Below are 26,243 nucleotides of genomic sequence, written 5' to 3'. Positions count from 1 at the left end.
AAAAGATCAAAAAGTGTGGAGGCGTATATAAATGGGTAGTTTTAAAAGAAATATTGGAATTAAGCTTATAGGAGGTTTAAGAAGTGTAGATAATGCAGTTTTTGCATCTAAAAAGCTTGATGAGAAATTAAAAGAATTATCAAATATAAATGAACAAGTTACAAAAGGAACAATTGATCAATCAGAAGCTGTGAAGTCAGTAAATTCTCTCACAAGTGAAATGTCTAAATCTATAAATGGAGTTGTGATAAATGCAGAGCAATTAGCGAATGTCGCTCAAAAGTCGCAAAGTTCACTTGAGGAAATAGCTGTATCATCAAAACAGGTTGCAGGTAATAGCGAAAGTGTATCAGGCTCAATTGAAGAAATATCAAATTCAATAGAGGAAATGGGCAGATCAATTAAAGTGGTAGCAGGTAATGCGGAAGAAATGACTGGATCAGCGAAGGAAGTTTCAGAATCAATTCAGGAAATGGTGGCATCAATCCAGCAAGTAGCAGGTAATGGGGAGAGCGCATCAAAATCAGTGGAAGAAATATCTTCCTCAGTAGAGCAAATGGGGAAATCAGTTAAAGGAGTAGCGGGAAATGCAGAAAGTTTAACTTCTTCAGCAAAAGAGGTGACTGCATCAATTCAAGAAGTAGTAGCATCAATTCAGCAAGTGGCAGGAAATAGTGAAAGCACAGCAAGTTCAGTAGAGCAAATATCAGCATCTATTGAGGAAATGGGAAAATCAATACAAGGTGTTGCCAAAAATGCAGATGGATTGAAGGATACTGCTGAAAATGCAGAAGTATCTGTGCAATCAATTGTAGCATCAATTGAACAAGTTGCAAAAAATAGTGAAAGTACAGCAAGCTCAGTGGAGCAGATATCAGCATCTATAGAGCAAATGGGAAAATCAATAAAGGGAGTAGCAGGAAATGCAGAAAGTCTGAAAGGTTCAGCAGAAGAATCTACAATGGCTGTTCAAGAAGTAGTAGCATCAATTCAGCAAGTAGCAGGGAATAGTGAAAGCACGGCAAGCTCAGTAGAACAAATATCATCATCAATAGAACAAATGGGAAAGTCAATAAAGGGAGTAGCAGGGAATGCAGAAAGTCTAAAGGGTTCAGCAGAAGAAGCTACAGCCGCAGTCCAAGAAATGGTTGTTTCAATAGAGCAGGTAGCAGGAAATAGTGAAAGTACAGCAAAATCAGTAGAAGAAATATCAGTTTCAATAGAACAAATGGGAAAATCAATAAAGGGAGTAGCAGGAAATGCAGAAAGTTTAAAAGGTTCAGCAGAAGAAGCTACAGCCGCAGTCCAAGAAATGGTTGTTTCAATAGAGCAGGTAGCAGGAAATAGTGAAAGTACAGCAAGTTCAGTAGAAGAAATATCATCATCAATTGAAGAAATAGGAGCTTCAATAAAAGGAGTAGCAGGTAATGCAGAAAATTTAAAAGGATCTACAGAAGAATCATCAGTTGCAGTTCAAGAGATGGTAGCATCAATCCAGCAAGTAGCAGGAAATAGTGAAAGTACAGCAAGTTCAGTAGAAGAAATATCATCATCAATTGAAGAAATGGGTGTATCAATAAAAGGAGTAGCTACTAATACAGAAAGTTTAAAAGCCTCAACAGATGAATCAGCAGCGGCTATACAAGAAATGGTAGCATCAATACAACAAGTAGCAGGAAATAGTGAGAGTACAGCAAGCTCAGTTGAACAAATATCGTCATCAGTAGAACAAATGGGTAAATCAGTTAGGGGAGTAGCAGGAAATGCTGAAAGTTTAAGAGGCTCTGCAAATGAAGCGGCGGCTGCGGTACAAGAGGTAGTAGTATCTATTCAGCAAGTAGCAGGAAATAGTGAGAGTACTACAAGATCAGTGGAAGAAATATCTGCATCTATAGAAGAAATGGGCAAATCTATTCAAGGAGTAGCTGGTAATGCTGAAGAACTGCAAAGAACTTCAAATGAAACTTATAAGACGGTTGAGGACATGGCGGCTTCAATAAGCCAAGTGGCGCAAAATGCTCAAAACGTAAATTCATTAAGTGACGTAGTAAAATCAGATGTTAAGGATGGACAAACAGCTGTAGCTAATACATTAGTGGCTATAGGTGAAATATCTGAGGTTATTCACAAGGCAGAAAGTGTAATAACTAACTTAGGAAAGAGTTCTGATAAAATTGGAAGCATCATAGATGTAATAGATGATATAGCAGATCAAACAAATTTACTTGCTTTAAATGCGGCAATTGAAGCTGCAAGAGCGGGAGAACACGGAAAAGGATTTGCAGTAGTAGCTGATGAAGTAAGAAAACTAGCTGAGAGAACGGCTACAGCTACAAAGGAAATATCTGAACTTATAAAAGGAATCCAGGGAGAAACTACCAATGCAATTAAGGCAATAGAAGTTGGCACTGAGAAAGTTGAATATGGATCAAGATTAAGCAATGAAGTCGGGACTGTAATAGAAAAAATAGTTGGTGGAATTGAAAATGTTACTAATGAAATCAAAGAAATAACTTTGGCAACTGACAGTCAAAATAAAGGAAGTAGAGAAATACTAGAATCTATGAGAAGCGTTACTAATCAAGCATCTATGGTTACACAAGCTACAAAGGAACAAGCTATAAGTGTAGAAAATGTAATAAAGGGTGTAGCAAATGCAAGAGAACAAGTGTTGCAAATTAATATAGCAATGAATGAGCAATCTAAACAAGGACAAAATATTGTTGGAGCTGTAGAAAATGTAACAAATCAAGCAGATGAAGTTGCAATGGCAGTAAAAGAACAAGTTATTGGCATAGATGAAATAATAAAAGGTGTTGAAAATTCAAGAGAACAAGTAAGACAAATAACAATAGCAGTGAAAGAACAAGCAATTCAAGGTGGAAATATTAGTAAGGCTATAAATAACGTTGTTAATCAAACAAATGAGGTTGTAATAGCAGTGAGGGAACAAGCAGCTGGCGTAGAGGAAGTAATAAAAGGTGTTGTGAATGCTAAGGAACAGGTAAGGCAAATAACAGTAGCAGTAAAAGAACAGGCAAAACAAGGGCAAAATATAGCCTTGTCTATAGAAAATGTAGTTAATCAAACTAATGAAGTTGCAGTAGCAGTAAAAGAGCAAGCGGCAGGAATTGATGAAGTAATAAAAGGTGTAACAAATTCAAGGGAGCAAGTAAGACAAATAACAGTAGCAGTAAAAGAACAAGCAAAACAAGGACAAGATATTATTGAATCTGTAGAAAATGTAACAAATCAAGCAGCACAGGTGACTACAGCAGTAAAAGAACAAGCAAATGGGGTAGAGGAAGTAATAAAAGGTGTTGTAAATGCAAGAGAGCAAGTTAGACAAGTAACAGTGGCAGTAAAAGAACAGGCAAAACAAGGTAGAGATATTGTAGCAGCAGTAGAAAATGTAACAAATCAAGCAGCTCAAATATCTGCAGTGACTAATGAGCAAACAATAGGTGTAGAAGAGATAGTTAAAGGAATAGTGAATGCAAGAGAGCAAGTTAGACAAGTAACAGTGGCAGTAAAAGAACAAGCCAAACAAGGTGAAAATATTGTTGCTTCTGTAGAAAATGTAACAAATCAAGCAGCACAGGTGACTAGGGCAGTAAAAGAACAGGCAAATGGAGTAGATGAAGTTATTAAAGGTGTAGTAAATGCAAGAGAACAAGTTAAGCAGATAACTGATGCCATGATAGCACAAACAATACAAGGAAAATCAATGACTAGGCTAGTAGGAGAGGTTACAAGCCAAACTGCAGAGGTAACACAAGCTATGAAAGAGCAAGCAGCTGGGGTTGGCGAAATAGTAAAAGGTATAGAAAATGCAAGAGAACAAGTAAGACAAATAACAGTGGCAGTGAAAGAACAAGCAAAACAAGGGAAAGACATTGTAGTTTCTGTAGAAAATGTAGCAGAACAGTCGGAGCAAGTAACAAGAGCAGTGAAAGAACAAGCTATAGGAGTTGAAGAAGTAGTTAAGGGAATAACTAATTCTAGAGAACAGGTAAGACAAATAGCTGTAGCAGTAAAAGAGCAGGCAAAGCAAGGAAAGAATATTGTAAATTCAGCAGAAAATGTTACAAGAGTAGCACAACAAGTTACTGAGACATCTAAAGAGCAGGCATCAGGAGTAGAAAATATTATAAAAGGTGTAAGACGTTCTAGGGAAGATATGAAGCAGATAACTTGGGCTATGAAGGAACAAACAAAATCTACTGATAGAATCACAGATAACTTTAAGAATGTTACTGAACAAGCAAGTGAAGTAACAATGGCTACTAAGGTACAGGCAGGAGAAGTTGAAGAGCTGAGAAAACATATTGAAGATATAAATAATGTAGTTAACTTAAATGTAAGGGATGTTCAAAAAACTTCAAGTATTACTAGAGAACTTTCTGAGTATACATTAGAAATAAAAAAATCATTGGAGGAGCTAGTTGAATAACTAGATAATAAATTTTATATGAGTATATAAGTTGCTACGAGAAAATTATATTAAGGTTAATTATTAGAATTTAGTAATTCTAAATTTTAAAATTCTTACAGCAACTTATATATCAAAAGAATAAATTGTGGTTTTAAATATAAGGAGGAAATTTTAAATTATGAGTATTATGGCATTAGAACAATTGGCGAGTTATATATATGAATTCTGTGGCATTGACTACTCGAAAAATCTTCCTTCACTTGAAAGCAAGATAACCTATAGAATTAAAGAACTTGGACTTAGTGTTTGGGAATATTGCGGATACGTTAAAATAGAAGAAAAAGAAAGAGATACATTAATTGAACTAATAACAGTAAATGAAACTTATTTCTTTAGGGAAGAAAATCTATTAAGAGAATTGCAAACTAATATTTTTCCAGAATTTGAAGACTATTCAAAGGAGAAAACTTTTAGAATTTGGTGTGCAGCATGTTCAAGTGGGGAAGAGCCCTATACATTGGCAATGTTAATAAAAGAAACAATGCTTTTTGAAAAAAGTTCTGTTGAAATAATAGCTTCGGATATTAATAAAAAAGTATTAGATAAAGCTGAAAAGGGAGTATACAGTAGTAAATCTTTATCATTTAGGAAGATGCCTTATGGAATGTTAGATAAATATTTTGATAAAATTGAAGATGAATATAAGATTAAGGATGAGATAAGAAAACTTGTAAAGTTTAAGAATTTAAATATGTTTGATAAAAATATCGAACAAGAAATTGGAAGAGTTGATATAATACTCTGTAGAAATGTTTTAATATATTTTGATACAGAATTTATTAAAAAAGCTGCTCTTTCATTTTACAATATTCTTAATGAAACAGGATATTTATTTTTAGGTCATGCAGAAACAATTACCAATGTTAATCCAGGTTTTGATACTGTTTATACTCCATCAATTTTTTATTATAAGAAGGGAGAGAAGGCATAATGAAACAATATGGTGTTTTAGTTGTAGATGATTCCTCCTTTATGAGGAGATGTATAAGTCTCATTATAGAAAAAGATCCTCAATTTTTTATAATAGGAATTGCGAGAAATGGATTGGACGCAATAGAAAAGATACAAAGATTAAAACCTGATATAGTAACAATGGATGTAGAGATGCCGGAAATGGATGGAATAAGTGCCCTAAAAGAAATTACGAAAACTTGCCCTGTACCAGTTGTAATGCTGAGCAATCACACGGAAGATGGTACTAGAACAGCACTAAAGGCGTTAGAGCTCGGCGCAATTGATATTTTTTTAAAAAGCTCATTGGTAGGTGAAGACATAAAAGAGGAAACAATAAATGATTTTCTTGGTAAACTAAAAGTAATTGCAGATAGTAGCAAGAGGCAAAAAAATAAAGAAAATAATAATGCAGATTTAGAACATATTAAATGTGATGAAGAGCAGATTAATTGCGATGAAAAACGCATGAAGAGGGAGCTACTTATTATTGGTTGCTCAACAGGAGGGCCATCCGCGCTTCAATCAATACTACCAAGATTTCCAAAGGATTTATGTAGACCTGTTATTGTAATCCAACATATGCCTCCAGGATTTACTGGACCGCTAGCTGAAAGATTTGATACTATATGTAATCTACATGTTAAAGAAATAGAGAATGGAGATATACTTGAACGAGGAAAAATATATATAGCACCAGCGGGATTTCAAACATTATTGGAGAAGAATGAGAATAATAGCATAGTTTTTAAAGTTGAGGATATGAAAAATGTGGACAGCTTATACAAACCATCAATTAATGTTACTTTAAATTCGGCGGCGCCTATTTTTAAAGATAAGCTAGTCTCTGTAATTTTAACAGGAATGGGTAATGACGGGTTAGCAGGCTGTCAGAATGTAAAAGATAATAATGGATATGTCATAGTTGAGGCAGAAGAATCCTGTATAGTTTATGGTATGCCTAAAGTAGTGTTTGAAGCAGGTCTTGCAGATAGTCAGGTAGCACTAAGCGACATGTTTGAGACAATAATGTTAAATTTATAAATTTAGTTTAGATACATGAAAATAAATATCAAGTCCAATGTTGTCATGAATATTTTTCATTAGACACGGAGAAAAATTGACCTTATAGCGTGCATATTAGGTCAAATTACCGACGAATGATGATGGAAAATAGGCTGGTAAATGGACTTGTTATTTTTTGAATGTGAGTTACTTATTAATTAAGTAACTTATATCTTAATATAGAATTAAAGCAAATTTAAATGTTAATAAGCTAGTAATATATATGTCAAGCTTACTAATATTTAAATTTATTGTTTTTAAGACTTGTATATTAAAATAGGTAATTGATATAATGATTTATCAGAAGGAAAGAGTTAGTTTATAATGAATTACCATGTAAAACACTCATATATTTAAAGTCATTTTTAGAACGGAAGGATAAAGTATTATGGAGATTATTTTTACAATAGTTGGACAAGTAAGTATCATGTACATATTAATGGCAATTGGCTTTATAGTATATCGTAAAAAATTAATTGATGAAGATGGAGCCAAACAGATATCTAATCTTTTAGTTTGGGTTATTAATCCGATGATTATGTTAACACGCTATCAAATGGAATTTTCTATAGATAAGTTAAAGGAGTTAGGAATTTCTTTTTTTATTTCTCTATGTGCAATGTTAATAGGCTTTTTTGTGGGGAAAATTGTCTTTAAGAAAGATCAGAGAATAGATAAATTTGCGATTGGGTTTGCAAATGCAGGATTTATTGGAATTCCACTAGTTACTAGTATAATGGGGATAGAAAAGGTGTTTTTCTTATCAGCATACCTAGTTTGTTTTAATATATTGAGTTACACTTATGGAATATATACAGTATCAAATAATAAAAGTTTAATTACCTTAAAAAGTGTTTTATTTAATCCTGGAATAATAGCTGTGGCATTTGGATTGCTTGTTTTTATTTCACCCGTAAAGCTGCCAAAGCTTTTTTATGATGCGTTTAACTTAGTTGGACAAACCAATACGCCTATTGCTATGATTTTACTTGGTACGTATATTGCTAAGTCAAAACTAATCACATTATTTAATGATAAACATGCTTACTTTGTAGCATTTATAAAACTTATCGTTATTCCAGTTATAATAATGATATTATTTAAATTTTTACCACCATATTTAATAGAAATAAAAAAAGTTGTATTAATAGCTATGGCTACGCCAGTAGGTCTAACAGTACCAATGTTTTCTCAGATGTATGGAGGAGATTATGAGTATGGAGCTAAATTGGTTGGCTTAAGCACATTATTATCACTGATCACTATACCAATAATTTTGTATCTGGCAAATGTTATTTGGTAAGCGGTTAGCTTATATAACGTAGTAATTAATTATAGTCATTCTTATCATGCTATTAGTCAAGTTTGTATATGAATGTGACTTGGATGAATCAAACACTATGGAATCACCAGGAGTTAGGACATAAGTTATATTATCCACATTTAAAGATAACTCACCATCATAAACTATTATATATTCTTGAGTCTTTTCACCATGGGAATTGGATTCATATGTGCTATTGCCATATAGTTCTACAGTAAAAAGCTCAAAGTTTCTATTTGAATTGCTCGTAAAATAGCAATAAACTCTATACTTATTATCAGGAGATTCTTGGTGCTTAGAATCTTCTTTTTTTATTAAAATATCATTTTTTATGGGCTCATCAATAAGGGATGTATATGGAACCCTAAGTCCACCAGCAATTTTCCATATTGTATTAATAGTCGGATTAGATTCACCACGTTCGATTTGTCCTAGCATTACTTTACTGACGCCACAAATATCAGAAAGTTTGCTTAAGCTTAATTGCCTCTCGTTTCTTAATCTTTTTAAATTCCCAGCAATAATATTATTTAAATTCATATTTTCACTCCTTGACAAATATAAAGTACAAATGTAAGATATAGCATAATATAAAGTATAACGTACAATGTATATAATATATATTACGGTTTTATACAAAAAGTATCAAGGGGGCATTTTATGGAATTGGGGAAAATACCAAATGATTCTTTAGAAATAAAGAATAAAAACAACTCGTATTATTTTATTCAGGGAGTGAAAGACTGTATTCCAACTATATTTGGGTACATAAGTTTAGGGCTTGCATGTGGAATTTTGAGTAAATCTTGTGGATTGACAGTTTGGGAAGCAATGGGGATGAGTGCTTTTATATATGGAGGATCATCGCAATTTATAGCTTCGAGTATGATTTTATCATCCTCACCAATACCTAGTATAATATTTACTATTTTCTTTGTTAACTTTAGACATTTGTTTATGAGTGCGTCAGTAGCTCCATATTTCAAAGAAAATTCAGTCTTAAAAAACTTTTTTATAGGGCTGCTTTTAACAGATGAAACTTTTGTAGTTGCATCGGCAGAGGGGTTGAGGAATAAGAAAATTAATAATTTATGGATTACAGGTTTAAACATTACTGCATATATAAATTGGATTTTTGCAACAGGAATTGGAGTTATTATTGGCGGATTTATTCCAGATTATAAGGCTTTAGGGCTAGATTTTGCATTAACTGCCATGTTTATAGGTTTGCTAATTTTATCTGTAAAAGGAAATATAAAGATAAGAAAAGCTTTGATAATTATTATTGTATCTGCAATAGTTTTACTAATAAGCACAATATATGTATCTACTAGTATTAGTGTTATTATATCAGCAATTGCTGGTGCTTTAATTGGGGTGGTGATTAAAGAATGAATTCTTATGTATGGAGTGTTATCATAGGTGGTTGTATTGTAACTATGTTACCGAGAGTTCTACCAATAACTATATTATCGAAGATGAAATTAAATAAGAAAGTGGAAGAGTTTTTGACATATATACCTATATCTATACTAGCTTCATTAATAGTAGCAGAACTTTTAATTACCGATAATAAATTTTTAGTTCAAGGAAAATCTCCAGAATTTCTTGCTACAATACCAACAATACTGATTGCTCTTAAGAAAAATAATTTATTATTAACAGTATTAACAGGAGTTATTTCAATAGCAATTTTAAGATTAATATTTTAATTCGTAAAAACTTGAATTGACTTGATGATAATCTAAGCGTATTATTTTCTATAAATAAATTATAGAGCAATAATGGATTTTATTATATGGTGAAGGAACAAATATAATGATGTATAGAATTAAAATAACAGAGAGAAATAAGATTTGTTTAAAGAATAGTGTATTATTTTCTATTCTGATCAGTATTTTGGCGCAAATATATATTTATCCATTTAATAGCAGGTTTGTTTTGGGAGTTGGAGTCATTGTAATTGGACTTATATTTTCTATATCGGAAAATATATATCCTGTTTTAATTGGAATAATCACAGGAACTATAACTGCCTCTATTCGTAGCATTGGATTATTAATGTCATCTTCTAGCTATTCAAATGATATTATAATGCAGTTTATGCCGGCAGCTATTTTTTATATTATTTATGGTATTTTAGGAACTATATTTCCACTAACTAGGAGAAATAAGTCTATAATACATTTATACTTGTCATTAGTAAGTTTTGATATAATATGCAACACAGCAGAAATACTTGTTAGAAATATGTTTTCTATATCAACCATAAAAGTTATTATAATAACAGCACTTGTTAGAGCATTTATACAATGTTCAGCTTTTCTAATATATAAATATCAAAAATTATATATTAAGACACTAGAGCATCAAAAACGTTATGCTGAATTAAATTTAATGGTGTCAAAGATATATGCGGAGGCTTTTTATTTACAAAAATCAACAAATGATTTAAATACTATAATGAGGGAAGCTTACAATTTGTATGAAATGAATAAGGATAAAGAAGAATTTTCAGTTAAGGCGTTATCACTTGCACAAAATGCTCATGAAATTCGTAAAAATAATGACCGAGTTCTTAGAGGGATCAATCAATTAGTACAAAATGTTGAGAAGGTAGAATACATGTCTATGTCAGAAATTTTCTGTATAATATCTGATAATACAAAAAGACAAATAGATAATGTGAATTCTAATATATTTATAAAATTCAAGCTAGAAGAAGATTATTCGGTAAAAAGATACTATGATATATTTGCTATTCTAAATAATTTAATTATTAACGCAATTGAGGCATGCAGTGGCGATAATATGATAAATGTGATTGGGGAGATTTCGCAAAAAGAATTACTACTTGATGTTTCAGATAATGGGACAGGTATTGATAAAGATGTACTTCCGTATATATTTAATATAGGATTTTCAACAAAATTCAATGAGGAGACAGGGGCAATGTCTACGGGGATTGGGTTATGTCATGTAAAAAATCTCTTAGAGAATTTGGGAGGAAGTATAGAAGTTGAAAGTGATATTGATAGGGGCACTAAGTTTTTAGTGAAAATACCGTTATCTAGTATATAAATTATTTTCATAATAAGGGGGCTATTTATGGAAACAACTTTTGTTATTATTGATGATGATATAGCAGTATGTAAAATATTGGAGCAAGCAATTAAAAAAAATAACTTCGGAAAAGTATTATCCATTTTAACGACAGGTAGAGATGCTAAAGATCAAATAATGAAATTAAAACCTGATATCGTATTAATTGATTTACTGCTACCAGAAGTAGATGGAATTGAAATTGTGAAAAGGACATTTAGCAGTGGATATACTGGTAAGATTATAATGTTATCTCAGGTTGAAGAAGGAAAAATGATTTCAAATGCTTATAAAAGCGGAATACTTTTCTATATTAACAAGCCAATTAATATGATTGAAACAATTAGCATTATTAATAATGCTAAAAAACAGATTGAATTAGAAAAATCTATATCAATGATTAAAAGTGTAGTTTTTGAAGGCAATACCGAGAAAGATAAAAAAGTTGAGAATGAAGCGGAAATTTATTCTCAAGAAGAAAAGCTATTGCGTATATTTTCTGATATTAACATTATTGGCACTGCAGGAATAGAAGAATTAAAACTTGTAATACTGAATATCATTAATAAAAAGAAAATGAATCCATCTAAACCTTATCAGCTAAAAGAGATTTATATGGATGTGGCACGAGCTCTATATGGAGATTCATTAGCAGCTATTAATTGCAGATCTATGGAGCAACGCATAAGAAGAACTATTATGAAGGCTATGGATTCAATAGCTAGTTTGGGAAGTGAAGATAGCGATAATAGCATATATAAGGAATATTCAGCATCACTTTTTGAGATAAAGCAGGTTAAACAGGAAATCAAGCATTTAAAAAATCCAATATACGGTCAAGGAAAAATAAATACAAAAAAATTCATTGAGGGTATATTAATAAAAATTCTAGGTTAACACATATATAAACTACAGAAAACTACAGAAAACACAGTATGTTAAAAGTCATTGACTAGTGAAATGGAAAAATATATAATTTAATCAAGATTTAAAAAAGCAATGGAGCTTTGGTATATATGCCAGGGCTCCTTTTTGTATTTCAAAATTTACAGAGTCGAAATTACTATTGAAATAGAGATATTAAATAAACAGAATCATCGAAAAAAATTAATAAAGCAAAAGTTGATTAATTTCTATTGAATTAATATTGTGTCAAAATAGGGGGAGAATAAATGATTAAATTAGAGAATATAGTCAAGAACTTTGGAGATACTCATGTTTTGAAAAATGTGAATTTAAATATAAATGAAGGTGAAAAGCTTGTTGTAATAGGGCCAAGTGGATCAGGAAAATCTACTTTAATTAGATGTATGAATTATCTTGAGGAACCGACCTCGGGGAAAGTAATCATAGACGAATATGATTTAAGTCTGAAAAAAGATTTAGCTAAAGTTAGACAATCTACTGCAATGGTTTTTCAACAGTTTAACTTATACCCACATATGACAGTGCTTGAGAATCTTATTTTAGCACCAATGAAACTCCAAAAGGTAAGTAAAAAAGAAGCAGAGGAATCTGGATTGAAGTATTTAGAAAAAGTGGGATTAAAGGAGAAAGCTGATGCTTACCCAAATCAATTATCAGGAGGACAACAGCAAAGGGTAGCGATAGCAAGAGCACTTAATATGCATCCTAAAATAATGTTATTTGACGAACCAACATCGGCGTTAGACCCTGAAATGATACAAGAGGTATTGGACGTACTAATAGGATTATCTAAGGAAAATATAACAATGGTTGTCGTAACTCATGAAATGGGTTTTGCAAAGCAAGTTGCAGATAGAATTGTATTCATGGATGGAGGACAGATTATTGAAGAGGCTCATCCGGAAGAATTTTTTTCAAATCCTAAGAATGATAGGGCCAAAGCGTTCTTAAATAAAATTATAAGATAAGAAACATAATTCACAGTGTACAATGCATAATTAATGAAAAACTTCTACGAAGTTTTAAAAAATTTTAAATAGGGGGATAAATATATGAAATTGAGAAAATTATTTTTAGCGTTAGGATTAGGTGCATGTATGATGATGGCTGGATGCAGCTCATCAACACCAACAAATACAGGAGGAAATACTGCGGAAGCAAAAGAAATACAAGCAATAAAAGATAGAGGCGTATTAAAGGTTGGAGTAAAAGTTGATGTACCTAAATATGGTTACAAAAATCCACAGACAGGTGAAATGGAAGGTTTAGAAATTGATTTATCGAAAGCAATAGCGAAAAAAATATTAGGAGATGAAAGTAAGGTTGAATTTCAAGGGGTTACAGCTAAAACAAGAGGGCCACTTCTTGATAATGGAGAAATAGATATGGTTGCTGCTACATTTACCATAACGGATGAAAGAAAAAAGAGTTATAATTTTTCAGATCCATATATAAAGGATGGAGTTGGATTACTTGTTAAGAAGAGCCTTGGTGCATCTTCACTTAAAGACTTAGATGGAAAGACTATTGGAGTTGCTCAAAGTGCTACAACTAAAACTGCACTTCAAAAAGAAGCGGAAAAGGAAGGAATTACTCTTAAATTCTCTGAGCTTGGTGGATATCCTGAACTTAAGGCAGCATTAGATTCAGGCAGAATAGATTGTTTTGCAGTTGATGCATCTATTTTGAATGGTTATGTTGATGATTCAACAGTAATATTAAATGATAGATATGATCCTCAAGAATATGGTATTGCAACTAAAAAAGATAATACTGAACTTGCGAAGGAAGTAAATGAAGTTATAAATGACATGAAGAGTTCAGGTGAAATAGATAAATTAATTGCAAAGTGGGATATTAAGTAATGAACGGACCTTTTGCAATATTTAAGTGGGAAGCACTTTTTAAAGATTTTAATATATTTCTTGAGGGATTCTTAACAACACTTGAAGTATCAATACTAGGGCTTATACTTGCCTTAATGCTTGGAATTATTTTTGGAGTACTTTCTACAAGCAAAATAAAAATTTTTAAGGTAATAAATAGAATATATGTAGAGGTGATTCAGAATACACCTCTTGTAATTCAGGTATTCTTTCTATTTAATGGATTACCATATATAAAGGTGGTATTACCGGTGTTTTTAATTGGAATACTTGGAGTAGGTGTATACCATGGAGCATATATATCAGAAGTTGTGAGAACTGGTATAACATCAATACCAAAAGGACAATTTGAGGCTGCAAAATCTCAAGGATTTTCTCATACTCAAACTATGAGGTATATAATATTACCTCAAACTGTAAAGATTATAATACCACCACTTGCGAATCAACTGGTAAATCTAATAAAGAATACTTCAGTATTAGCTATGATTGCAGGTGGAGATCTAATGTATACAGCTGACTCTTGGTCAAGTGCCAATATGTACTATGGACCAGCGTATGTTATAACTGGAGCATTATATTTTATAATGTGTTATCCATTAGCAATGATTTCAAGAAAGCTTGAACTTAGAGAGAAAAAGAAAGCATTAGTTGATATTGAAGATTCTATAACAGAACAATCCGTTGCAACAGAGGGAGGGCTATAATAATGTCAAGTGTATTTAATCAAGCAAATATGATGTTTCTTTTACAAGGAATGAAATTAACCCTAATTATAGCCATTATATCAATTGTATTGAGTATGTTTTTTGGAATAATTCTTGCCATATCAAGAAATTTCTCTAAGGGAATTATGGGGAGAATTGCAACAATATATATAGAGACATTTAGAAATACACCTAATTTACTATGGATATTATCTATTAGGTTTTTGGTTCCAATAAAACCGATGTATTCAGGAATCTTATCTTTTACTTTATTTACTTCGGCGGTTATGGCAGAAATATTTAGAGGAGGAATGAATTCTGTAAGTAGAGGTCAATATGAGGCAGCATATTCTCAAGGTTTTACGAAGTTTCAAACATTAAGATATATAATACTACCTCAAAGCTTTAGGCGCTGCATTCCAACAGTTCTATCCCAATCAATTACGGTAATAAAAGATACATCTTTTCTATGGGCTGTTGGTATAGAAGAATTTACAGGAAAAGGTATGATTCTTATGGGAAGTTTTGTTTCATCATCTCAGATATTTTTATTATTTGGAGCTATAGCTGCAACATATTTCATAATAAATTTTACAATATCGTGCTGCGTTAGAACAATTAAAACAGAGTACTAGGTATAACCTAATTAATAGATTTGCAGATGTCTAACTTTAAATCTAGATTTATGATTTCTAGTGAAGATATTAACTTAAAACTTTAGAAAATTTGTAAGTATTTTTTCTGATAAGTCAAAACCTTAAATTGAATAGAGATATAATTTTAGAGAATAATTTAAATTAGTCATTTAAATTATTCTCTTCTATTATTTGTATGCAAATAATGAAAACTATACTAAATAAATTAGTGCTTAGTATACATTTTTGTTATTAGGAATTTTATGCTAGAATTAGAAATAACTAAAATAAGAACTGATAATAAATTAAAGGTATTTTACAGATTATATTTAATTGACGATGAAGCAATAATTTTAAGGAGGATGTATATGCCTAAAATCATGATAATAGAAGATAATGAGAATATAAAAAAAGAGCTTGTAGAGTTTTTAAAAAGATATGGTTATGAAGCTTATGCACCAGCTAATTTTGAAAATATAGTAAAAGTAGCACTAAAGGATGAACCGGATTTAATTCTGTTAGATATAAATCTTCCATATTATGATGGTTATTATATCTGTAAGGAAATAAGGAAAGAAAAGAATATACCTATAATAATAGTAACCAGCAGAGATAGCGAGATGGATGAGATTATGAGTATGAACCTTGGGGCGGATGATTTTATAACAAAGCCATATAATACGCAAATACTTCTTGCAAGGATAACTGCCGTATTAAGAAGAACTCTTGGGAATAATTCAATTTCTGAGATAGTTGAACACAAAGGTTTAAAGCTAAATGTCTCTAATGGAAGCGTGATATTTGGAGATGAAAAGATTGATCTTACTAAAAATGAATTTAGGATACTACTTTGTCTTATGAAAAATAAAGAGTGCATAGTTAGTAGAGAAGATTTAATGGATTATTTATGGAATTCGGATCTTTATATTGATGATAATACTTTATCAGTAAATGTTACTAGGTTAAGAAAAAAGCTTCAAGAAATTGGATTCAAAGATGGAATAGAAACTAAGAGAGGAATTGGTTATATATTACTATGAATATAAAGGAATATTCTATTTCAAAGTTGCCATACATAATAATTAATCTAATAATATACTCTTTATTTACAGCTATAATGAGCATAGCTAAAACACCAGTTGTAATACTATTTGTAGTTTTTATTATTTGGTTTTTACCACTATCAATCTATATAATCATTGAGTTTATAACGAAAAAAAAATTCTATGATGATATTGTGGGAGTTAGTGGCAAGTTAGATAAAAAGTATTTATTACCTGAGGTAATAAAAAGTCCAAATTATTATGAAGGAAAAGTTATTTATGAAGTATTAAGCGATAGTAATAGGGATATGCATGAGCATGTTAACTTCTATAAAAATCTTCAAAAAGAATATAGAGAGTACATAGAAACCTGGGTTCATGAGGTAAAAACACCAATATCATCTGCAAGATTAATTGTAGAAAACAGCAATATTAATGAAAAGAAATCATTAGAAGATGAGCTTAAGAAAATTGAAGAATATATAAATCAGGCTCTTTATTACTCGAGAAGTACAGATGTTAAGAATGATTATATTGTTAAAGAATTTGAAATAAAGAACATAATTCAGGAGGTTATTAGAAACAACAGGCGTGATTTTATTAGCAAAAAGATTTCAGTAAGTATTGATAATATTTATGGGGCAGTGGTCACGGATCCAAAGTGGGTAAAGTTTATTATAAATCAAATTATTATTAATTCAATAAAATATAGTAAAGATAAAAATGGAGAAGTGAGAATTTATACAAGCAAAGGTAAAGAGAGTATAATATTAACTATTGAAGATAATGGTATAGGCATTTCGAAAAATGATTTAAATAGAGTCTTTGATAAAGGTTTTACAGGGGAAAATGGAAGAGTATATGGAAAGTCCACAGGGATAGGATTGTATTTATGTAAAAAACTATGTGAAAAGCTAGGACTCGGGATAACTTTAGATTCAATAGCTGGCAAAGGAACTAAAGTTAACATAATATTCCCTATTGGAGGATTTATGAGTTTTAAGTAAGACATATGAAAGAAAATAATGATTCCAAAATGTCATAATTATTTTTCAGTAGGTAAATTGCCAGAATAGTCTAATATAGGCTTAGCAGAATTTTATGTATTTCTAAATTGTATAAGACACAAAGTCTAGGAGATTGGTTCCTAGGCTATTTTTTAATATTGGAAATAAAAATGTTTTATAAATGATATTCATTATTTGCAGTTTTTAATTAAATTCAATTAATATTTCAAATTGTTATTTACATCTTACGAAAATGTAAGCTGACTGAAAGATACTTCAATATGAGAAAAATATCAAAAGATTTAAAATGTAGTCATGAGGTTAAATAAATTTGAAATGAATAGCGATTATAAAAGTTGCTATAAAAATAGGAGGAAGATTATGGAGAACATTTTAAACATTCAAAATGTAGAAAAATATTATGGAAATAAAGATAATGTCACAAAGGCACTTGATAATATAAGTTTCAGAGTAGAAAAAGGTGAATTTGTTGGTATAATGGGGCCTTCAGGTAGTGGGAAGACTACGCTTTTGAATTGTATATCTACAATAGATAAAGTGACTACCGGATCAATTATGATTGATGGAGAAGATATTACAAGGCTTAAAAGTAAGAAACTTGAAAGATTCAGAAGAGATAAATTAGGATTTATTTTTCAGGATTTTAATTTACTAGATACATTAACAGCCTATGAAAATATTGCATTAGCATTGACTATTGCAGGAAAGAAAGGTAGGGAAGTCGATGAATTAGTAAGGAATTCAGCTAAAAGCTTGGGAATACTCGAAGTATTAGATAAATATCCTTATCAAATGTCTGGAGGCCAAAAGCAGAGAGTAGCATCAGCAAGAGCAATAGTTAATAATCCAAAACTTATTTTGGCAGATGAACCTACAGGGGCTTTGGATTCTAAGTCAGCTAAATTACTTTTAAATTCTATTGAAACATTAAATAAAGAATTAGAAGCAACAATTTTGATGGTTACACATGATGCGTTTACGGCAAGTTATGCACATAGGATATTATTCATAAAGGATGGAAATATATTTAATGAATTGGTAAGAGGCGAGGATTCAAGAAAAGATTTCTTTAACAAGATAATAGATATTGTTACACTACTTGGAGGTGATTCAAAAGATGTATTCTAGAATTGCTTTTAATAACGTAAAAAAGAGCTTTAAAGATTATACTATTTATTTTTTAACTTTAACTTTTGCAGTATGCATATTCTATAGTTTTAATTCAATCGATTCTCAGTCAGTAATGGCAGATATGAATTCTGGACAAACGGAATATGTTAAGATAATGGCGCAGCTTATTTCTTATATATCCATTGGAGTTTCTGTTATATTAGGTGGTTTAATAATATATGCCACAAAATTTTTGATTAGTAAAAGAAAAAAAGAATTTGGGGTATACATGATTTTAGGAATGGGAAAAAGAAAAATGTCACGGATATTGCTTTTTGAGACTTTATATATAGGCATAATATCTTTGGCAGCAGGACTTTTACTTGGAATGTTGTTTGCACAAGTTCTTTCTATATTTACAGCTAAGCTTTTTGCGGTACAAATGACCAAATATAGTTTTTCAATTTCAATAAGTGCCATACTTAAGACTATATTATATTTTGGGTTAATGTACTTATTAGTTATGATATTTAATGTGATTATAGTTTCAAAATATAAATTAATTGATTTGTTACATGGAGATAGAAAAAATGAAAAGATCAATATTAAAAATCCATATATAGCTCTATTTATATTAATAGCTGCACTTACTATTTTAGGTTATGCTTATTATCTTGTTAATTTAGCAGGATTGAATTTTGATGATAGCAGATTTAAATTATCAATAGCATTAGGAATTGTTGGAACAGCATTTTTCTTTTATGGGATCGCATCGGTTACATTCTCTGCACTTAGGAAAAATAAGAATTTATATCTAAATGGTCTAAATGTTTTTAGTGTAAAACAAATTTCGAGCAAATTTAATACTAATTTTATCTCTATGACAATAATTTGTTTAATGTTATTTGTTACTATTGGAACTTTGTCAACTGGACTAGGTGTAAAAAATGCTTCAGAAAGCTCATTAAAAAACCAAACTCCGTTTGATGCATCAGTACATGTATTTGATAAGAATAATGGTAGCAAGATTTCGGTTTTAGATGCATTAGGACAGCTAAATTATAATGTTGATGATAATGCTGACTATGTTGTACTTAGGCAATATAAGCATAATATGAGTTCTAGAGATGTATTGGGTAAATATGCACTATCTAGCGAACAAAAGGAAATGTTAAATTTTAAAGTATTCGATACCACAGATATGATTAAAATTTCAGAATACAATAAATTAAGAAAATTGAAGGGTGAATCTAGTATAGATTTAAAAGATAACGAGATATTAGTGTGTTCTAATTATGAGCCCTTAAAAGGATTACTAGAAAGCTTTATTAAAAATGAGAATTCACTACAGATAGATAATAAGGAATTTAAAATAAAAGATAAAAAAATTGAAACTGGAGCGATATTAACATCACCTTCAAGTGATACTATGTTTACCTTGGTAGTACCAGATGATTTAGTAAATGGAATAGATAAATATGATGAGGTCTTAAATCTAAATTTTATAGGTGATAATAAGGAAAATGCCAAGAAAGAATTAACTAATATATTAAATAATTTTAAGCTTAATGAAAATGAGTATAAAAATTTAAACTTTAGTCTCTATGGTGGGACAAGAGAAATGGCATATGACGATAGTAGAGGGCTATCTGCAATAATATTATTTGTAGCAGTATATATGGGAATTGTATTTCTATTGTCAAGTGCAGCAGTACTTGCGCTTCAACAATTATCTCAATGCAATGATTCTATAGAAAGATATAGATCTTTAAGAAAGATTGGAGCAACAAAGAGCATGATTAATAGAAGTATATTTAAACAAGTTGCTGTATTTTTTATATTACCTCTAGCTCTTTCAATAATTCATTCATATGTTGGAATTACTGTAGTAAATAAATACTTAATGGTATTAGGTTCCAGCAATAAAATACAACCGATTTTAATGACAGCATTAATGATGCTTATCGTTTATGGCGGATACCTGTATGCAACATATGTAGCTTATAAAAACATAGTTGGAAATGAATATAGATAGAAATACGGCAATATGCATTGGTAGGACTAGCAAATAATAAGTATGCTATTAATATTTGAATACAATTGCTTTGGTAGACAATTATGTTAAGAGATAGTAAAATCAAATTATAATAAACTTAACATAAAAGGGGAATACCGAAGCGATGGAAGAAAAGTATTTAGGGGAAATATATAAATCATTTTTAAGTAATATACCTTGGCCGGTTTGGATTGAAGGAATTGATACGACAATAATATTTTTTAATAAGTATTATGAAGATATGTATAATATAAAACTGGAAGATGTTAAAGGCAAGACAAATAAAGAGGCTTTTCCTTTAGAAAAAGCAAAAATATATGATGAGCAAATAAATGAATGCCTAAGGAAAAAGAAGACTTATGTTGTAGAAGGTATAGTAAATGACAACTGTGTTGAGTGTTTTATATTTCCCATACTAGATAATGATGGAGAGCCTAAAGCCGTAGCTGGTATTATAATTGATATAAATGATAGAAAATTAAGAGAAGAGGAAATAGAGAAACAAAAAAATATGTTGAGAACAATAATTGATGCAGTGCCAGAATCTATTTTTTATAAAGATAAGGAAAGCAGATTTCTTGGATTTAATAAGAAGTTTGAAGATTTTTATAAAAAGAGAGGTGTAAAAGAAATAATAGGCAAAACTGATTTGGAGATATACGGTAACTACAATGAAGCGAAAAAATTCATTGATCAGGATAATAAAATTATGGTAACAAAAAAGGCTACTTATTTTGAGCATAGGATACAAAACGAGAATGGCAGAGAAATAATTGAAGAGAATGTAAAAATACCTGTTGTAGATAAAGATGGACAAGTATGGGGATTGGTAGGATTATCTAGAGATATAACGGAAAGAAAGATCTTAGAAGAAAGATTACGATATTTAAGTGAAATAGATATTCTTACAGGCTTATATAATAGATATAGTTTTGAAGAAAAGATTAAAGAATTAAACCATGAGCAATATTTACCATTGGGAATAATAATGGGAGATGTAAACGGGCTTAAAATAGTAAATGATACTTTAGGACATCTAGAAGGAGATAATTTACTTAGAAGTATAGCTGGAGTTCTTAAGGAGATATGTCATCCTAATGGATATGTATTTAGGTGGGGCGGAGATGAATTCATAATTCTAATACCTAATTGTAATGAGTTAAAATGCGAAAAAGTTATTAGAAAAATTACAAAAGAATGCGAGCAGGCAGATTATAAATTTATGCAGCTAAGTATTGCATTAGGTGAGGGAATAAAATATTCATTACAGGAAGATATATACGATTGCATAAACAAGGTAGAAGAAAAAGTATATCGTCAAAAATTATTAGAAAAGAAAAGTATTAGAAGTTCAATTATGGATTCACTGAAAAAAAGCCTAGAAGAGAAAAATATGGAAACAAATGAACATACTGAAAGAGTAACAAAATATGCTTTAGAAATAGGAAAAAAATTGAGGTTAAAAATTTCAGAGCTAGACGAGTTAGCACTAGTTGCAAGTTTACATGATATAGGTAAAATAGGTGTTAATGAAGATATATTATTAAAGCCAGGGAAGTTGACAAAAGAAGAATTTGAAATAATGAAGACTCATACAGAAAAAGGATACAGAATTATAAATGCATCTAGTGAGCTTGGAAATGTTGCTAAATGTGTACTAACACATCATGAGAAATGGGATGGAAATGGATATCCTTTGGGCTTAGCTGGAGAAGAAATTCCTTTAATGGCGAGAATAATTAATGTGGCTGATTCTTATGATGTTATGACTAATGATAGAGTGTATAAAAAGGCTATATGTAAAGAAGATGCTATAAAGGAGTTAAAAAGATGTTCGGGAATTCAATTTGATCCCCAAATAGTAAAATGCTTTACTGATTATTTAAGAAATAAGAGTCTACATTAAGCATAATTATTTATGATTAGATAATATTAATTTTGCCGCAAATAATAAATTAGGTTTAATGATTAAAAAGCTTTTAGAATATAAGAATAAAATATGATTTAGAGGATATTTAGAGAAAAATATATCTTCTAAGTCATATTTTTTTATTCTTCGCGAATCAAAATTTTATAAAGAATGTAAGTGCCACGGAAGCTAAAAATAATGATATTTTAAAATTTATTAATCAGAGATAAGATTTAAATTTCAGGTTATTGGGAAATAATTACTAATATGTTTGTTTAAGTATAGAATGCTTGTCACTAAGATAATTGTGTTAAATATTCAGATGCTAATATACATTGCAAAAATAGTTCTTCATCATAACTCTGAAAATATTGCAAGAATTTTAGCCGTAATTGTGAATTGCAACACATATAGTTTTATACCAGTATTTGAAATAGTGTATTAAGTGCTACTAAGGTTATATTAAATTTGGGAGGGAACAATATGGATAATGGAGCAAAAAATGAAGATATAGATACCTTATTTATTAAATCAGGAAAACATTTCATAACAGAGAGAGTTATAGGAAAACCTGTTATTTTAGAAGAAGTAATTCTAATACCTGTTATAAGATTTATGGTTAGTTACGGAATAAGCGGAGAAAAATGTGATGGTTCTAAAGGAATGAAAGGAGTAGACATTGGCGAATGTATTGGTGTAAGTGTATCTTTAGACGCAATTTTAATAATTAGAGATGGTAAAACTACTATAATGCAAATAAGAAGAATAAATAATCTAGATGATATACTTAGCTGTATTCCTGACAGAGTTGGGAAATTTAATATTAATAAAGAAAATATTAAGGAAGAGATAAATTTTAGTTTATAAATAGGCATCTTATGGAACTAATTGATGAAATGCTATAAAGTATTATTATATAAAAACTTGTTTAATTTAAGTGTTAGGAGGAAATAGAATGTATAATAAAATAATTGAATCAACCAAGTATATTAGAAGTAAGATAAACAGAGCACCTAAAATTGCGATAATATCAGGATCAGGCCTAGGTGATTTAGTTAATGAGGTTAGAGATGTAGAAAGTATATCGTATAAAGATATTCCTAATTTCCCTATATCAACAGTTAAGGGCCATGAAGGTAAGCTTGTATTTGGTAAAATAAATGATATAGAAGTTCTGCTAATGCAAGGTAGATTTCATTATTATGAAGGTTATACAATGAAAGAAGTTACATATCCAATATATGTAATGAAGAAATTGGGGATTGAGAAAATTATAGTGACCAATGCTTGTGGTGGGATAAATAAAAGCTTTGAGCCAGGAACTCTAATGCTCATTAATGATTTTATAAACTTATTTGGAGATAATCCTTTGATTGGAATAAATGATGATAGACTTGGGCCAAGATTTCCAGATATGTCAGAGCCATACAAGTTAGAGCTTATAGAAAAAGCAAAAGAAGTTGGAGATAAGTTAGGAATAAAATATGCAGAAGGTGTTTATGCAGGATTTATGGGGCCTTATTATGAAACAGCAGCAGAAATAGTAATGATCGGTAGGCATGGAGCTGATGCGGTAGGTATGTCAACTGTACCGGAGACTATAGTGGCGAATTATTTAGGGATGGATGTGCTTGGAATAGCATGTATTACTAACATGGCTACAGGAATACAGAAAGTAAAACATTCTCATGATAGAGTTGTTGAAACAGCTAGGAAGGTTTCGAGTAATTTATGCAGATGGGTATCAGAAATTATAAAAGAAATTTAATTATAAATTATGATACTAGCACATTTTGATTAACTGATTCATTTTATGTTTTTCATTATAAAGAATAAAACAGTCCAATTTATGTATGTTATGCAAATTGGACTGTTATTCGTGTTAGAAATTATATATTCCACTAATAACTCTACATTTAAAAATCTAGTAATCCAAGCACTTGATTAAAGATGTAATATAGAACTTAATTGAAAACTGAATATTATAAGCAATAAAAGAATACAATTAAAAAAATTATAGCTAATTATGTATAAAAAACAAAAACATTATGGTTATATTTAATATATTTAAGGTATAATGGAAGAATAATAATGAAAATAGGAGAATGCTTATGTTAATTAAAGAGAAGGGGTTATCGCGTTTATCGAAGAATAAATATTCCTTTAAGTATGAAAATATTAAAATATGCTTAATATATGCATTAATAGGATTGATATGGATTTTTGTATCGGATGCTATTATTGATTTAATTACAAATGGACAAGATAGTGTGTTAAAAATTAGCATATATAAAGGTGTTCTGTTTATAATAGTTACTACAAGTATTCTTTATGTATTGATAAACAAGTTTCTAAAAAAAATATGTAATACAGAGCAACAACTTAGAAATAGTTATAAAGATCTGGGGATATATGTTAAACAATTGAGTGATTATGATGATGAATTGAAGATTCAGTATGAGCAGATACGAAAAGACGAGATACAGATAAAGGAAATTGAAGAGAAAAGTAGAGCAATTATTAAAGCTATCCCAGATATTTTATTTACTTTTGACTCTAATGGTGTTTTTATAGATACTGAAGCTAAGGATGAGAATATATTGATGTTACCTAAAGAAGAGTTTATTGGTAAGACAATATCAGAAGTGATGCCGAAAGAGATTGCTGAATTAGCTTATGAGAATTTGAGATTAGTTCTAGAAACGGGTAAGTTACATACTTTTGAGTATAAACTATTAGGTAGTTATTGTGAGATTAGGATGGTTAAGTGTGGAGCAGATCATGTTTTAGCTGCATTAAGAGATATGACTGTTAAAAAAGAACTAGAAGAGAGATTAGAATACTTATGCTACAATGATCAATTAACAGGGCTATATAATAGAAGATATTATGAGGAGGAGCTAAAAAGTTTAGACGTTAAAGAGAATTATCCTCTAACTATTGTTCTTGGGGATGTGAATGGGTTAAAGTTGATCAATGATTCGTTTGGACATGTTGTGGGGGATGAACTGATTAAAAAATCGGCACAGATAATAAAAAATGGATGTAGATCTCAGGATGTTGTTATTAGACTTGGTGGAGATGAGTTTGTTATTTTATTACCCAAAACAGATACTTATGAGGCAGAGAAGATCGTTGAAAATATTAATAATCTGGCTAAAAAAGAAAAAATACAAGGTTTGGATATATCTATTTCATTCGGTTATGAAACTAAATGTCATGAAGATGAAATGATTCAAGAAATATTCATAAAAGCAGAGGATTATATGTATAAGAGAAAGCTTTTTGAAAGTTCAAATATGAGAGGAAAAACTATTGATACAATAATAAATACTCTTAATGAGAAGAATAAAAGGGAAGAACAACATTCTGTGAGAGTTGCTGAGCTGTGTGAACTTATGGGAAAGAATATTGGTCTGCCTAAAAGGAAAATCCAAGAATTAAAAAATGCTGGATTGCTACATGATATAGGCAAAATAGCAATAGAGGAAAATATTCTTAATAAGCCAGGGAGACTTACAGAGGATGAGTATAATGAAATCAAACGTCATCCAGAAATAGGGTATAGGATATTAAGTACAGTAAATGAAATGTCAGAAATTGCAAAGTATGTACTTTCTCATCATGAAATGTGGAATGGAGAAGGATATCCAAAAGGCATTAAGGATATAGATATACCTTTTGAATCTAGAATTATATCTATAGTAGATGCATATGATGCTATGACTAGTGAGCGTCCTTATAGAAAAGCATTATCAGAAGAATTTGCTATAGAGGAATTAAAAAGAAATTCGGGAATTCAATTTGATCCTGAATTAGTAAATTTATTTATTGAAAAAGTATTGAACAAATAAGAATTATAATTTATGAGATTACATGTAAATTGAGCGCAATAAACTCATTATTTTAAATAATTAAGATAACAATGATTAAAGTGCAATATATGGAATAGTTAATCAATGGCTGTCGATAAAATCGACAGCCATTGATTTTTAATAATATTGT

At 30.2% G+C, this 26,243-nt stretch carries 21 protein-coding genes; 20 read left to right on the top strand and 1 reads right to left on the bottom strand.

All coding sequences use genetic code 11. The annotated features are described in order from the left end of the window. Nucleotides 1-31 precede the first annotated feature (31 nt). The 4 genes from ACJDTP_RS03995 (at nt 32) to ACJDTP_RS03980 (ending at nt 7,814) form a co-directional block, all read left to right on the top strand. Nucleotides 32-4,453: a methyl-accepting chemotaxis protein gene (locus tag ACJDTP_RS03995; protein ID WP_406760567.1), complete on the top strand. Its 4,422-nt coding sequence runs from the start codon at nt 32-34 to the stop codon at nt 4,451-4,453. Nucleotides 4,454-4,613: 160 nt separating this feature from the next. Continuing rightward, the gene (locus tag ACJDTP_RS03990) at nt 4,614-5,426 is read left to right on the top strand and encodes a CheR family methyltransferase (RefSeq protein WP_406760566.1); all 813 of its coding nucleotides are present in this window, start codon (nt 4,614-4,616) and stop codon (nt 5,424-5,426) included. Then, the gene (locus ACJDTP_RS03985) at nt 5,426-6,490 is read left to right on the top strand and encodes a protein-glutamate methylesterase/protein-glutamine glutaminase (protein WP_406760565.1); all 1,065 of its coding nucleotides are present in this window, start codon (nt 5,426-5,428) and stop codon (nt 6,488-6,490) included. The genes ACJDTP_RS03990 and ACJDTP_RS03985 overlap by 1 nt, the downstream gene beginning before the upstream one ends. Nucleotides 6,491-6,899: 409 nt before the next feature. Next, nucleotides 6,900-7,814, top strand: coding sequence for an AEC family transporter (locus tag ACJDTP_RS03980; protein WP_406760564.1), 915 nt, complete (start codon nt 6,900-6,902; stop codon nt 7,812-7,814). 9 nt (nt 7,815-7,823) lie between these two features. On the opposite strand, the gene ACJDTP_RS03975 is transcribed toward ACJDTP_RS03980, so the two are convergent. Further along, on the bottom strand, nt 7,824-8,375 hold the full coding sequence (locus ACJDTP_RS03975) for a helix-turn-helix domain-containing protein (protein WP_406760563.1): 552 nt from the start codon (nt 8,373-8,375) through the stop codon (nt 7,824-7,826). A 120-nt stretch (nt 8,376-8,495) separates the two neighbouring features. Between ACJDTP_RS03975 and ACJDTP_RS03970 the strand changes: the two genes are divergently transcribed. The 16 genes from ACJDTP_RS03970 to ACJDTP_RS03895 all read left to right on the top strand — a co-directional run bounded on the left by ACJDTP_RS03970 (nt 8,496) and on the right by ACJDTP_RS03895 (nt 26,092). After that, nucleotides 8,496-9,230 (top strand): AzlC family ABC transporter permease, encoded by a 735-nt coding sequence (locus ACJDTP_RS03970; protein ID WP_077839947.1) that lies wholly within the window; start codon nt 8,496-8,498, stop codon nt 9,228-9,230. Continuing rightward, entirely contained in the window at nt 9,227-9,547 is a 321-nt protein-coding gene (locus ACJDTP_RS03965; protein ID WP_077845304.1) for an AzlD domain-containing protein, read from the top strand. Before ACJDTP_RS03970 ends, ACJDTP_RS03965 begins: the two co-directional genes overlap by 4 nt. 106 nt (nt 9,548-9,653) lie before the next feature. Then, nucleotides 9,654-10,916, top strand: coding sequence for a sensor histidine kinase (locus tag ACJDTP_RS03960; RefSeq protein WP_173712024.1), 1,263 nt, complete (start codon nt 9,654-9,656; stop codon nt 10,914-10,916). A 27-nt stretch (nt 10,917-10,943) separates the two neighbouring features. Beyond that, nucleotides 10,944-11,834 (top strand): response regulator, encoded by an 891-nt coding sequence (locus tag ACJDTP_RS03955; protein WP_077845306.1) that lies wholly within the window; start codon nt 10,944-10,946, stop codon nt 11,832-11,834. Nucleotides 11,835-12,109: 275 nt separating this feature from the next. Continuing rightward, nucleotides 12,110-12,832, top strand: a complete 723-nt coding sequence (locus ACJDTP_RS03950) for an amino acid ABC transporter ATP-binding protein (RefSeq protein ID WP_406760562.1) — start codon at nt 12,110-12,112, stop codon at nt 12,830-12,832. 84 nt (nt 12,833-12,916) lie between these two features. Continuing rightward, the gene (locus ACJDTP_RS03945) at nt 12,917-13,729 is read left to right on the top strand and encodes a transporter substrate-binding domain-containing protein (RefSeq protein ID WP_077839942.1); all 813 of its coding nucleotides are present in this window, start codon (nt 12,917-12,919) and stop codon (nt 13,727-13,729) included. Further along, on the top strand, nt 13,729-14,457 hold the full coding sequence (locus tag ACJDTP_RS03940) for an amino acid ABC transporter permease (protein WP_012060328.1): 729 nt from the start codon (nt 13,729-13,731) through the stop codon (nt 14,455-14,457). Before ACJDTP_RS03945 ends, ACJDTP_RS03940 begins: the two co-directional genes overlap by 1 nt. A gap of 2 nt (nt 14,458-14,459) precedes the next feature. Further along, the gene (locus ACJDTP_RS03935) at nt 14,460-15,092 is read left to right on the top strand and encodes an amino acid ABC transporter permease (protein ID WP_012060327.1); all 633 of its coding nucleotides are present in this window, start codon (nt 14,460-14,462) and stop codon (nt 15,090-15,092) included. 368 nt (nt 15,093-15,460) lie between these two features. Continuing rightward, complete coding sequence (locus ACJDTP_RS03930) at nt 15,461-16,132, top strand: response regulator transcription factor (RefSeq protein ID WP_103698815.1); 672 nt, start codon at nt 15,461-15,463, stop codon at nt 16,130-16,132. Continuing rightward, nucleotides 16,129-17,142: a sensor histidine kinase gene (locus ACJDTP_RS03925; protein WP_271809346.1), complete on the top strand. Its 1,014-nt coding sequence runs from the start codon at nt 16,129-16,131 to the stop codon at nt 17,140-17,142. The genes ACJDTP_RS03930 and ACJDTP_RS03925 overlap by 4 nt, the downstream gene beginning before the upstream one ends. A gap of 381 nt (nt 17,143-17,523) precedes the next feature. After that, a complete protein-coding gene (locus ACJDTP_RS03920; protein WP_077869494.1) occupies nt 17,524-18,291 on the top strand; it encodes an ABC transporter ATP-binding protein in 768 nt (255 codons plus the stop codon). After that, nucleotides 18,281-20,308 (top strand): FtsX-like permease family protein, encoded by a 2,028-nt coding sequence (locus tag ACJDTP_RS03915; RefSeq protein WP_406760561.1) that lies wholly within the window; start codon nt 18,281-18,283, stop codon nt 20,306-20,308. Before ACJDTP_RS03920 ends, ACJDTP_RS03915 begins: the two co-directional genes overlap by 11 nt. A 145-nt stretch (nt 20,309-20,453) precedes the next feature. Further along, complete coding sequence (locus tag ACJDTP_RS03910; protein ID WP_406760560.1) at nt 20,454-22,235, top strand: sensor domain-containing diguanylate cyclase/phosphohydrolase; 1,782 nt, start codon at nt 20,454-20,456, stop codon at nt 22,233-22,235. A gap of 486 nt (nt 22,236-22,721) precedes the next feature. Continuing rightward, entirely contained in the window at nt 22,722-23,105 is a 384-nt protein-coding gene (locus tag ACJDTP_RS03905) for a GerW family sporulation protein (RefSeq protein WP_173708830.1), read from the top strand. A gap of 88 nt (nt 23,106-23,193) precedes the next feature. Then, nucleotides 23,194-24,006, top strand: a complete 813-nt coding sequence (locus ACJDTP_RS03900) for a purine-nucleoside phosphorylase (RefSeq protein ID WP_406760559.1) — start codon at nt 23,194-23,196, stop codon at nt 24,004-24,006. A gap of 337 nt (nt 24,007-24,343) precedes the next feature. Continuing rightward, nucleotides 24,344-26,092 (top strand): HD domain-containing phosphohydrolase, encoded by a 1,749-nt coding sequence (locus ACJDTP_RS03895; protein WP_406760558.1) that lies wholly within the window; start codon nt 24,344-24,346, stop codon nt 26,090-26,092. Nucleotides 26,093-26,243 lie beyond the last annotated feature (151 nt).

The organism is Candidatus Clostridium helianthi (assembly GCF_045310795.1).
Classification (GTDB): domain Bacteria; phylum Bacillota; class Clostridia; order Clostridiales; family Clostridiaceae; genus Clostridium; species Clostridium helianthi.
This window is presented reverse-complemented; position numbering and strand designations above follow the sequence as displayed.